This is a genomic window from Pseudomonas sp. GZD-209, assembly GCF_049310485.1.
Lineage (GTDB): Bacteria > Pseudomonadota > Gammaproteobacteria > Pseudomonadales > Pseudomonadaceae > Aquipseudomonas > Aquipseudomonas sichuanensis.
In genome coordinates, this window is sequence record NZ_JBMOWQ010000070.1 from 1 (window position 1) to 11,728 (window position 11,728).

The following is an 11,728-nucleotide window of genomic DNA, read 5'->3' on the forward strand; positions in this document are numbered from 1 at the left end:
TGCCTGGTGGGGGACAACCCCCCCCCACCGCCTGGGGGGGGCGGTCTCCCCCCGCGAGGGTTTTGCAGGCTTGCGCAGTTCCCGCCCAAACGCTATCTATCAATGCGATCCCCCACCAAGGCCTCCCCCGCGTGAAAACCCGTTCCGAAGAACTCCAGGTATTCGTCGCCGTCATCGACTGCGGTTCGATCTCCGCCGCTGCCGAGCAGATCGGCCAGACCCCGTCGGCGGTCAGTCGCACCTTGTCGCGCCTGGAGGGCAAGCTGGGCACCACGCTGGTCAACCGCACCACCCGGCGCATGGACCTGACCGAAGAAGGGCGCTTCTTCCTCGAACGTTCGCGGCAGATCCTCGAGCAGATGGACGACATGGAAGAGCGCCTGTCGATGCATCGCCAGACCCCGTCCGGGCGCCTGCGCATCAATGCTGCCGGGCCGTTCATGCTGCACGCGATCCTGCCCTGGATCAGCGAGTTCCGTCAGCAGTATCCCGATATCGAACTTGAACTGAACACCGACGACCTGATCATCGACCTGCTGGAACAGAGCACCGACGTGGCCATCCGCATCGGTGAGCTGGCCGACTCCAGCCTGCATGCCCGGGCGCTGGGCTGCAGCCCGGTACAGGTGCTCGCCAGCCCTGCGTACCTGGCCCGGCACGGCACCCCGCAGAACGTCGAGGACCTCGCCGAGCATTGCCTGCTCGGTTTCAGCGCCCCCGAGTCGCTCAATCAGTGGCCGCTGCGCCACGCCCAGGGCGAGCGCTGGGCGATCCGCCCGCAGTTGCTCGCGTCCAGCGGCGAGACCCTGCGCCAGCTGGCCATCGCCGGGGAAGGCATCGTCAGCCTGTCGCACTTCATGACCCACGAAGACATCCGCGCCGGCCGCCTGCAGGTGCTGCTGGCGGAGCACAACAACGGCTATCGCCAGCCGATCAATGCGGTCTACTACCGCAATACCCAGCTGGCCCTGCGCATTCAGTGCTTCCTTGATTTCATCCAGGCCAAGCTGGCGGCGTACGCCTGCGCAGTTGCCTGAATGCGACAACTGCTGCCCGTCGGCGGCGGAAATTTCCTACGGTGTTTGCTTAGTCGGAGCGCTTCGGCCTTAATGGCTGATCAACAAAAACAACACCAAGGAAGTGCCCATGCGTCTTGTCATGTTCCAGCCATTGGCCCTCGGGGCCGCGATCCTGAGCTGTTCCTCTGCTTTTGCCGTGACCCTGGAAGGCGGCGCGGTGGCCGCGCCTGATCAATATGGCGCACAGGTGGCCGCCGATATCCTCAAGAAGGGCGGCAACGCGGTGGACGCCGCCGTCGCCACGGCCTTCACCCTCGCCGTCACCTACCCCGAGGCCGGCAACATCGGCGGCGGTGGCTTCATGACCCTGTTCGTCGACGGCAAACCGTACTTCCTCGACTACCGCGAAGTGGCCCCCAAGGCCGCCACCAAGACCATGTACCTGGATGACAAGGGTGAGGTGATCGAGAATCTGAGCCTGGTCGGCGTGCGTGCAGCCGGCGTGCCGGGCACGGTGATGGGCCTGTGGGAGGCGCATCAGAAGTTCGGCAAGCTCAAGTGGAGCGAGCTGCTCACCCCGGCCATCGGCTATGCCAGGAACGGCTTCAAGATTGCCCAGAAGCAGTACCAGTACCGCGACGACGCCCAGGGCCTGTTCAAGACCGCCACCAATTTCAATGACTACTTCGGCAGCATGAAGGTGGGTGAGCTGTTCAAGCAGCCCGAGCTGGCGCAGACCCTGGAACGCATCGCCGACAAGGGCGTCAGCGAGTTCTACCAGGGCAAGACCGCCGACCTGCTGGTGGCGCAGATGCAGGCCGACAAGGGCCTGATCACCAAGGAAGACCTCAAGGACTACAAGGCGCTGTGGCGCAACCCGATGGCCATCGACTGGCGCGGCAATGTGGTCTACACCGCGCCACCGCCGAGCTCTGGCGGCGTCGCCCTGGCCCAGCTGCTGGGCATCAAGGAAGACCGTGCGGCCGACTTCAAGGGCGTCGAGCACAACTCGGCCAAGTACATCCACCTGCTGGCCGAAATCGAGAAGCGCGTGTTCGCCGACCGCGCCGACTACCTTGGGGACCCCGCCTTTACCCAGGTGCCGGTGGACAAGCTGGTCGCCAAGGACTACCTGGCCAAGCGCGCAGAGCAGGTCAACCCGAACGCGATCTCCGAGACAGACAAGGTCAAACCGGGCCTGGAGCCGCACCAGACCACGCACTTCTCGATCGTCGACAAGCAGGGCAACGCGGTGAGCAACACCTACACCCTCAACCTCGACTACGGCAGCGGCGTGGTGGTGAAGGGCGCAGGCTTCCTGCTCAACGACGAAATGGATGACTTCAGCGCCAAGCCCGGTGCGGCCAACGCCTTCGGCGTGGTGGGCGGTGACGCCAACGCCATCGCCCCGGGCAAGCGCATGCTCTCGTCCATGAGCCCGACCCTGGTGACCCGTGACGGCAAGGTGGTGCTGGTGGTGGGCACGCCGGGCGGTTCGCGGATCTTCACCTCGATCTTCCAGGTGATGAACAACCTGTATGACTACAACATGCCGCTGGAGAAATCGGTGGCGGCGCAGCGGGTGCATCACCAGTTGCTGCCCAAGGACACCATCTACTTCGACAGCTATGCGCCGCTCACCGGCAAGGTGGCCGATGACCTGAAGAAGATGGGTTATGTGCTGGAAGACCAGGGCTGGGAGATGGGCGATATCCAGGCGATCCGGGTGGCCGGGGAGAAGCTGGAGACTGCGTCGGATCCGCGTGGGCGGGGCGTGGGGATGATCGTCAAATAGATCTGTTGAGCACATCATCGCGGGGCAAGCCCGCTCCCACGCAGATTCGAGCGTGGGAGCGGGCTAAACCCACGCCCCCCCAGGCAGGGGGGGGGGGGGGGCGTTCTTCCCCCCGCGATGCTTTTGTGGGTCAGACGCGGAACTGGCTGACCAGTGTCTGCAGGTGACCCCCCAGGCGCGCCAGCTCGACGCTGGAGGCCGCGGTTTCATCACTGGCCGCAGCAGTCTGCTCCGACACATCACGCACATTCAGGATGCTGCGGCTGATCTCTTCGGCCACGGCGCTCTGCTGCTCGGCGGCGGCGGCGATCTGCTGGTTCATCGACTGGATGTTCGACACCGTACGGGTGATGTTCTCCAGCGAACCACCGGCCTTGCGCGCCAGTTCCACACTGCTGTCGGTCAGGCTGCGGCTGCCGTTCATCGCTTCGGCGACCTGCTGGGTACCGTGCTGCAGGCTGGCGATCAGGCCTTCGATCTCTTCGGTCGACTGCTGGGTGCGCTGGGCCAGGCCGCGCACTTCGTCGGCGACCACCGCAAAGCCACGCCCGGCTTCACCGGCACGGGCCGCTTCGATGGCGGCGTTGAGGGCCAGCAGGTTGGTCTGCTCGGCCACCGACTTGATCACATCCATCACACTGCCGATCTTCTGGCTTTCCTGCTGCAGCAGGGTCATGGCGTCGGTGGAGCGTTTGACTTCCTGGGCCAGGCGTTCGATCTGGCTGATCGCTTCGCCCACCACTTTGTCGCCGCCGCGGGCTTCGCCGTCGGCATTGGTCGCGGCAAAGGCCGCTTGTTCGGCGTTGCGCGCCACTTCCTGCACGGTGGCGGCCATTTCGTGCATGGCGGTGGCCACCTGGTCGGTCTCGACCTTCTGGCTGTTGGCACCGGCGCTGGTCTGCTCGGTCACCGCCGACAGCTCTTCGGCTGCGCTGGCGATCTGGGTGACGCCGTCGCGGATACCGGTGATCAGTTCACGCAAGGTGGTGCCCATACGGCCGATGCCCTGTTGCAGCACGCCGAGTTCGTCGCGGCGGGTTACGCGCAGGTTCTGGGTGAGGTCGCCGCTGGCGATCTGCTCCACGGCCTGCAGGGTTTCGCGCAGCGGGCGGGTGATCTGACGCGTGATGATCACTGCCGCCAGCACGCCGACCAGCAGTGCCAGCAGCGTGGCGGAGATTTGCATGCTGCGGGCCTGGGCGCTTTCGATGTCGCGGCGCTCAAGCTGGATCTGGTACAGCGCGTCGCTGCGCTTGACGATGTCGGCGCCCTGCACGGTCATTTCGGCGCGGGCGGTGGCGATGCTGGCCACGGCGTCGCGGAACTGGCGCACGGCGTCACGGTAGCTCACCACCGATTGCTCGAACTGGCGAAGGCGCGTGGCTTCGTTGGGCAACTGGCCCTTGAGGTTGTCGGCTTCGGCCAGCGCGGCATCCAGCTGGCGCAGGGCGGCTTGCTCGTTGGCGGCGCTGTTGTCGGCGATGTAGCCACGCACGTCGATGCGCACCTGCAGCAATTGCTGGCGCGCCTTGCTGATCAACTGGTACTGGGCCAGGCGCACGCTGTCGCTCTCGGCACGCGCCATGACATCCTGGCTCAGGGTGTCCATGGCTTCGTCGGCCTTGACGGCCGAGGCGGTCATCACTTCACGGGCGGCCAGCGAGGTCTTGTAGCCTGCGCGCATCTTGTTCAGCGAGACCTTGTACTCGCTGATGGTCTGGCCCAGCTCACGCAGCAGCTTGACGTTCTCGGGGCTCTTGAAGGTGCTGACCAGGTATTCCTGCTGCTTGCTGAACGCGTCCAGCTTGGCCTGGGTGTTGGCCGCCGCAGCGTCGTCGCCGTTGGCGATCATGTATTGCAGGCGGGCGATGCGCAGGTCGGTCAGGTCTTTGTTGAGCTGGCCGATGTCGCCCATCCAGTTGCTGCGGTCGATCAGGCTGCCCAGGCTGTTCCAGCCGGTCAGGGCCAGCAGTCCGGTCAGTACCAGCACCAGGCCGAAGCCCAGGCCGAGTTTAAGGTTGACGCTGATGTTGGCGAACCAGCTGTTCATGCACGCTCTCCCAGATAATGATTTCGCTCACTTGATCTCAATCGCTGGGCGTTATTGTTGTGGGAGCCCCGCTGATTCGTGCAGGAGTTATCGGCAGGGCAGGGGCAAGCTGAAACGCTTTTTCAGCAGATTTGTAACTGGCTGAAAACGGCTGCGTTTTATCGAAATGATCGCGGGGCAAGCCCGCTCCCACGCAATGGACTGCTCCCAAGAAGTTGGTCACCAATCCAACCCTTGGTGCAGTCGACTGCGTGGGAGCGGGCTTGCCCCGCGATGGTCAAAGACTACGCGCGCTGAAGGTATCGCACTGGTTCACATCGCCACTGCCGAACCCGGCCTTGAACCACCGCACCCGCTGTTGTGAGGTGCCGTGGGTGAACGAGTCGGGTACCACACGCCCCTGGCCCTGTTGCTGCAAGCGGTCGTCGCCGATGGCATTGGCGGCGTTCAGGGCTTCCTCCACGTCCCCCGGCTCCAGCCAGTTCAGGCGCTTTTGCGCCTGGTAGGCCCAGACGCCGGCCAGGCAGTCGGCCTGCAGCTCCTGGCGCACCAGCAAGCCATTGTCGCCCTCCAGGCGCTGGCCGCTGCGGCGTGCGGCGTCGACCTTGGCCGAGACCCCGAGCAGGGTCTGCACGTGATGGCCGATTTCGTGGGCGATCACATAGGCCTGGGCGAAATCGCCGGCGGCGGCGAAGCGGGTTTCCATTTCGCGGAAGAAGCTCGTGTCCAGGTACACGCGCTGGTCGGCCGGGCAGTAGAACGGCCCGACCGCCGCCGAGGCGAAACCACAGGCCGAGTTGACCTGGCCGCTGAACAGCACCAGTTTCGGGTCGCGGTACTGTTTGCCAGCCTGGGCGAACAAGGCTTTCCAGGTGTCTTCGGTGTCGCCGAGGATCGAGGCGACGAACGCCGCCTGCTCGTCGTTGGCGGGCGGTGCCTTGCTGCCGACATTGGCTGGGGCGGTCTGTTGCTGCTGGTCCATCTGCCCGGCCAGCTGGCCGAGGATCTGCAGCGGGTCCTGCCCGGTGAGCCAGCCGATGCCGACGATCAACAGGATGGCGCCGAGCCCCAGGCCCTTGCCGCCGCCGAAACGCATGCCGCCGCCACCGCCACCTTCGCCGCGGGCATCGACCACGTTGTCGCTGCGTCGGCCTTTTCGCCATTCCATGTGTTGCTCTCCAGTTTTTTGAAACATGAAGTCAAAAGATTAGTTCAGCGCCGCGCTGGCCGTTGAGCTAAGCGCAGGCACATAACCAAATGGTTATGCCTGTGACCGCTGAATTCAATATTCATCCCGTCGTACCTGCCGGAAACTGCAAGTCCGCCTGCCACGCCCAGGCGACTTCATAATTCCAAAAGAGGTAACCGGCATGCCTGCCCAGGACACCAGCCGTTTCGTGATCCGTGATCGCAACTGGCACCCCAAGGCCTTCACCCCCGACTACAAGACGTCGATCGCCCGCTCGCCGCGCCAGGCCTTGGTGAGCATCCCGCAGTCGATCAGCGAAAGCACCGGCCCGGACTTTTCCCACCTGCGCTTCGGCGAGCATGACCACGACCTGCTGCTGAACTTCAACAACGGTGGCCTGCCGATCGGCGAGCGGATCATCGTCGCCGGCCGCGTGGTCGATCAGTACGGCAAACCGGTGCCCAACACCCTGGTGGAAATGTGGCAGGCCAACGCGGGTGGCCGCTACCGGCACAAGAACGACCGCTACCTGGCGCCGCTGGACCCGAACTTCGGTGGCGTCGGCCGTTGCCTGACCGACCGCGACGGCTACTACAGCTTCCGCACCATCAAGCCCGGCCCGTACCCATGGCGCAACGGCCCCAACGACTGGCGCCCGGCGCATATCCACTTCTCCGTCAGTGGCCCGTCGATCGCCACCAAGCTGATCACCCAGCTGTATTTCGAGGGTGACCCGCTGATCCCGATGTGCCCGATCGTCAAGTCGATCGCCAACCCGGATGCGGTCGAGCGGCTGATCGCCAGGCTCGACATGAGCCACGCCAACCCCATGGATTGCCTGGCCTATCGCTTCGACATCGTCCTGCGCGGCCAGCGCCAGACCCACTTCGAAAACCGCTGAGGAGCACCGTCATGCCTATCGAACTGCTGCCGGAAACCCCCTCGCAGACCGCCGGCCCCTACGTGCACATCGGCCTGGCCCTGGAAGCGGCCGGCAACCCGACCCGTGACCAGGAAATCTGGAACCGCCTGGCCAAGGCCGATGCCCCGGGTGAACACATCCTGCTGATCGGCCAGGTGTACGACGGCAATGGCCACCTGGTGCGCGATTCGTTCCTGGAAATCTGGCAGGCCGACGCCAACGGCCTGTACCAGGACGACTACAACCAGGAGAACGTCTTCAACAGCTTCGGCCGCACCGCTACTACCTTCGATGCCGGTGAATGGGCCCTGCACACGGTCAAGCCGGGTGTGGTGAACAACGCCGCGGGCGTGCCGATGGCGCCGCACATCAACATCAGCCTGTTTGCCCGGGGGATCAACATCCACCTGCATACCCGGCTGTACTTCGATGACGAGGGCGAGGCGAACGCGAAGTGCCCGGTGCTTAACCTGATCGAGCAGCCGCAGCGGCGCGAGACGCTGATTGCCAAGCGCTGCGAAGTGGAGGGGAAGACGGCGTATCGCTTCGATATCCGTATCCAGGGGGAAGGGGAGACGGTGTTCTTCGACTTCTGAAGTCTCAAGATCACCAAAGGCCGGCTCCCGCAGGAGCCGGCCTTGCGACAGCTCTCAGCCCTTGACCGGCTTCAGGTCGAACGCATCGGCCTGGTACTGGAACAACAGACAATCTGCGGCAGCGGTGCAGCCGCTTTCATGCACGAGGTTGGCCGGCAGCTTGTAATAGGCGCCCGCCGGATACTCGACCCTTTTGCCATTGATCACCGCATAGAAAGTACCGCTCAGTACCACGGTCGGCAGTGTCTGGCTGTGGCTGTGCAGGCCATTGTCCGTGCCCTTGCGAAATTTCACGTAGGCTGAATACGGCCCTTTGCCGAACAGGTCGCCCTCGACGTTGGCATAGCTCACGGCGCCTTGGGTGCCGGGCACGTCCTGCCATTTCAACATGGCACTGTCAGTTACCGAGCTCGGTGGCTCGCCAGCGGCGCTGGCCGTGACGGTGAGTGCGGCCAGTGTCAGGCCGACGAACATCGTGTGCAGTACTTTCATGGGGAGGCTCCTTCGCCAGATGACAGTGGGCGAAGGTTAGCTTTTCAAATTGCGCACAAATACGGCAAAAAACAGCCAAGTCTTGTGTGAAATATGCACAACTCAAGGTTCCCACCGTGGCCTGGCATAGTAGGCCTGCACGTACTCGAGCAGCGCCCGCACCTTGGGGGCGACGTGGCGGCTCTGCGGATACACGGCGTACAGCGTGCGTGAAGGCTGGGACCAGTCCGCCAGCACCGGTACCAGGCGCCCGTCGAGCAAGGCATCGTGGACAATGAAGCGATCGAAGCTGGCGATGCCCAGCCCGCCGATCGCCGCGGCACGCAGGGCCATCGGCGAGTTGGCGCCCAGGCGCCGGGGCATCAGCAGCTCACGCTGCTCACCCGTGGGGCCGGTGAGTTGCAGGCGCTGTGGATGTGGCAAGCGGCTGTAGCCGAGCAGCGGATGGGCCAGCAGGGCGTCAGGCGTGGTCGGCGTGCCGTGACGCGCCAGGTAGCTGGGCGCGGCTACCAGCACACGGGCGCTGACCGCCAGTTTGCGGGCCACCAGGCTGGAGTCGGGCAGGTGGTCGGTGATCCTCAGGCAGACATCGATCTCTTCTTCCAGCAGATCGATGAAGCGGTCGCTGCAGTGCAGCTCGACCTGCAAGCGCAGGTGGCGCTCGATGAAGTCCGGCAGCCAGTGCCCCAGTTCCAGTTCACCAAAGGCGGTCGCCACGCCCAGGCGCAGGGTGCCGGTGGGCTGCTGCTGGTGTTCGGACAGTTCCAGGTTCATGGCCTGCATCTGCTCGAGAATCTGCACGCAGTGGCGATGGAACAGCGCACCGGCCTCGGTCAGTTGCAAGCGACGGGTGGTGCGATTGAGCAGCTGGGTGCCGAGGTGGCGCTCGAGGTTCTTCACCTGGCGCGACAGTACGGTGTGGGAAACGCCTGCCTGCTGGGCGGCGGCGCTGAAGCTGCCGTGGTCGACGACCCGGCGGAAGGCCTGCATGGCACTCAACTGATCCAATGGCACATCACTCCTAGCAGCGCACGGCGGGGCCCTTGCGGCCCCGCCATGTCGAGGGTCAGCGCCGAACCAGCAGCACCCCGCTTTCCATGTGGTGGGTATAGGGGAACTGGTCGAACAGCGCGCAGCGTTCGATACGGTGGGTATCGTGCAGCTGGGCGATGTTCTGTGCCAGGGTTTCCGGGTTGCAGGAAATGTACAGGATGCGCTCGAAGCGCCGGGTCAGCTCGCAGGTGTCCGGGTCCATGCCGGCGCGCGGCGGGTCGACGAACACGGTGCCGAACTCGTAGCTTTTCAGGTCGATGCCTTCCAGGCGGCGGAACGGGCGGACCTCGTTCAGCGCCTGGGTCAGCTCTTCGGCCGACAGGCGCACCAGGCGCACGTTGTCCACGCCATTCTCGTCGAGGTTGTGCAGCGCGGCGTTGACCGAGGTCTTGCTGATCTCGGTGGCCAGCACCTGGCGGGCACGGGTGGCCAGTGGCAGGGTGAAGTTGCCGTTGCCGCAGTACAGCTCCAGCAGGTCGTCGTCGCGCTCGCCCATGGCTTCGAAGGCCCAGCCGAGCATCTTCTGGTTCACCGCGCCGTTGGGCTGGGTGAACGCGCCTTCGGGTTGGCGATAGCTGAAGGTGCGGCCGGCGATGTCCAGTTTCTCTACCGCGTAGTCACGGCCGATCACCAGGCGCTTGCCCTTGGAGCGGCCGATGACGCTGACATTCAGCTCGGCGGCCAACTGCTGCGCAGCGGCTTCCCAGGCGTCGTCCAGCGGGCGGTGGTAGCACAGGGTGACCATGGCATCGCCGGCCAGGGTGGTGAGGAACTCCACCTGGAACAGGCGGTTGTTCAGCGCCTCATTGCCCTGCCAGGCGGCCTTCAGGCGTGGCATCAGTTCGTTGATGCGCTGGCTGGCGATGGGGAAGTCGTCGATCAGGATCGCCTTGTGCTTCTCGCCCGGGGCGAACATCGCGTAATGGCGCTGGCCGTCCTCGCGCCACAGGCGGAACTCGGCGCGCAGGCGGTAGTGCTCGCGCGGCGAGTCGAACACCGCAGGCTCGGGCGCACCAAACGGCGCCAGCAGCTCACGCAGGCGGGCGACCTTGGTCGCCAGCTGCGCGTCGTATTGCGTAGGGTCGAAAACGGCACTCATGCGTTGAACCAGCCCAGCTTGATGACAAACAGAATGGACAGGATCACCAGCGCCGGGTTCAGGTCTTGGCGACGGCCGGACAGCAGCTTGATGGCGGTCCAGGCGATGAAGCCGAAGGCGATGCCGTTGGCGATCGAGTAGGTCAGCGGCATGGCCAGGGCGGTGACCACCACCGGCGCGGCTTCGGTAACGTCATCCCAGTTGATCTCGGCCAGGCCCGAGGCCATCAGCACGGCGACGAACAGCAGCGCCGGGGCGGTGGCGAAGGCCGGCACGCTGCCGGCCAACGGGGCGAAGAACAGCGCCAGCAGGAACAAGACGGCAACCACGATGGCGGTCAGACCGGTGCGGCCACCGGCACTGACGCCGGCGGCGGATTCGATGTAGCTGGTGGTGGTCGAGGTGCCCAGCAGCGAGCCGGCCATGGCGGCGGTGCTGTCGGCGATCAGGGCACGGCCCATTTTCGGCATGTGGCCGTCCTTGCCCATCAGGCCGGCGCGCTTGGCCACGCCGATCAGGGTGCCGGAGTTGTCGAACAGGTCGACGAACAGGAAGGCGAAGATCACGCTGATCAGGCCGACGTCCAGGGCGCCCTTGATGTCCAGCTGCAGGAAGGTCGGTGCCAGCGACGGCGGCATCGATACCACGCCGGCGAACGGGGTAACGCCCAGTACGATCGAAGCGATGGTCACCGCGAGGATACCGATCAGCACTGCGCCACGGACTTTCATGGCCTCGAGGGCGACGATCAGGAAGAAGCCCAGGGTGGCGAGGATCGGCGCTGGCTGCTTGAGGTCGCCCAGGCCCACCAGGGTGGCCTGGTTATCGACGACGATGCCGGCGTTATGCAGGGCGATCAGCGCCAGAAACAGACCGATACCGGCGGCAATGGCCGAGCGCAGCGGCAGCGGGATGCTGTTCACGATCCATTCGCGGATGCGGAAGATCGACAGCAGGAAGAACAGCACGGCGGACAGGAACACCGCACCCAGCGCCACCTGCCAGGTGTGGCCCATGTGCAGGACCACGGTGTAGGTGAAGAAGGCGTTCAGGCCCATGCCCGGCGCCAGGGCGATCGGGTAGTTGGCGATGATGCCCATGGTCACCGAGCCGATGGCCGCGGCCAGGCAGGTGGCGACGAAGATCGCGCCCTTGTCCATGCCGGTCTCGCCGAGGATGCTCGGGTTGACGAACAGGATGTAGGCCATGGCCAGGAAGGTGGTGACGCCCGCGAGAATCTCGGTGCGCACGTTGGTGTTGTGTGCCTTTAGTTGAAACAGCCTTTCCAGCATGCCTGCTCCCAGGGCGCCTCGCGCCGTGAATGTATCGTCCCCAACAGCAAAGCACAGACCGTACCGGATGCCGCGGTTTTGCGTGGGGCGCAAAAAAGCCGCGCATCATACCAGCAAGGGGGGCGGGGGCCTATTGTGGGAGCGGGCTTGCCCCGCGATTTCGTCGGTTCGTGAGGAGCAGGCCGTGCGGGCGCAATCGCGGGGCAAGCCCGCTCCCACGG

The 11,728-nt window shown here is 64.9% G+C and carries 10 protein-coding genes; 4 read left to right on the forward strand and 6 right to left on the reverse strand.

What is annotated here, in order from left to right:
• Window positions 1-131: 131 nt before the first annotated feature.
• Window positions 132-1,037 carry a LysR family transcriptional regulator gene (locus ACO6VM_RS10415; RefSeq protein ID WP_401059632.1) on the forward strand — a complete coding sequence of 302 codons (906 nt, stop codon included), beginning with the start codon at window positions 132-134 and terminating at the stop codon, window positions 1,035-1,037.
• Between the two features lie 109 nt (window positions 1,038-1,146).
• Window positions 1,147-2,814: a gamma-glutamyltransferase gene (gene ggt, locus ACO6VM_RS10420; protein WP_401059634.1), complete on the forward strand. Its 1,668-nt coding sequence runs from the start codon at window positions 1,147-1,149 to the stop codon at window positions 2,812-2,814.
• A 130-nt stretch (window positions 2,815-2,944) separates the two neighbouring features.
• Here the strand turns inward: ggt and ACO6VM_RS10425 are convergent, their stop codons facing one another.
• Together ACO6VM_RS10425 and ACO6VM_RS10430 are read right to left on the reverse strand one after the other, a co-directional pair.
• Window positions 2,945-4,864: a methyl-accepting chemotaxis protein gene (locus tag ACO6VM_RS10425; RefSeq protein ID WP_401059636.1), complete on the reverse strand. Its 1,920-nt coding sequence runs from the start codon at window positions 4,862-4,864 to the stop codon at window positions 2,945-2,947.
• A 277-nt stretch (window positions 4,865-5,141) separates the two neighbouring features.
• Entirely contained in the window at window positions 5,142-6,032 is an 891-nt protein-coding gene (locus ACO6VM_RS10430) for a neutral zinc metallopeptidase (RefSeq protein WP_401059638.1), read from the reverse strand.
• Window positions 6,033-6,234: 202 nt separating this feature from the next.
• Between ACO6VM_RS10430 and pcaH the strand changes: the two genes are divergently transcribed.
• Both pcaH and pcaG read left to right on the forward strand, forming a co-directional pair.
• On the forward strand, window positions 6,235-6,954 hold the full coding sequence (gene pcaH, locus ACO6VM_RS10435) for a protocatechuate 3,4-dioxygenase subunit beta (protein ID WP_110994676.1): 720 nt from the start codon (window positions 6,235-6,237) through the stop codon (window positions 6,952-6,954).
• An 11-nt stretch (window positions 6,955-6,965) separates the two neighbouring features.
• Window positions 6,966-7,571, forward strand: coding sequence for a protocatechuate 3,4-dioxygenase subunit alpha (pcaG, locus tag ACO6VM_RS10440; RefSeq protein ID WP_422403231.1), 606 nt, complete (start codon window positions 6,966-6,968; stop codon window positions 7,569-7,571).
• 54 nt (window positions 7,572-7,625) lie between these two features.
• On the opposite strand, the gene ACO6VM_RS10445 is transcribed toward pcaG, so the two are convergent.
• From ACO6VM_RS10445 to ACO6VM_RS10460, 4 genes are all read right to left on the reverse strand, one after another.
• The gene (locus ACO6VM_RS10445; RefSeq protein WP_401059642.1) at window positions 7,626-8,063 is read right to left on the reverse strand and encodes a cupin domain-containing protein; all 438 of its coding nucleotides are present in this window, start codon (window positions 8,061-8,063) and stop codon (window positions 7,626-7,628) included.
• Between the two features lie 102 nt (window positions 8,064-8,165).
• A complete protein-coding gene (locus ACO6VM_RS10450) occupies window positions 8,166-9,071 on the reverse strand; it encodes a LysR family transcriptional regulator (RefSeq protein WP_401059644.1) in 906 nt (301 codons plus the stop codon).
• 58 nt (window positions 9,072-9,129) lie between these two features.
• Window positions 9,130-10,215 (reverse strand): tRNA (uridine(54)-C5)-methyltransferase TrmA, encoded by a 1,086-nt coding sequence (gene trmA / locus ACO6VM_RS10455; protein WP_401059646.1) that lies wholly within the window; start codon window positions 10,213-10,215, stop codon window positions 9,130-9,132.
• Complete coding sequence (locus tag ACO6VM_RS10460; RefSeq protein ID WP_401059647.1) at window positions 10,212-11,507, reverse strand: NCS2 family permease; 1,296 nt, start codon at window positions 11,505-11,507, stop codon at window positions 10,212-10,214. The genes trmA and ACO6VM_RS10460 overlap by 4 nt, the downstream gene beginning before the upstream one ends.
• Between the last annotated feature and the right edge of the window lie 221 nt (window positions 11,508-11,728).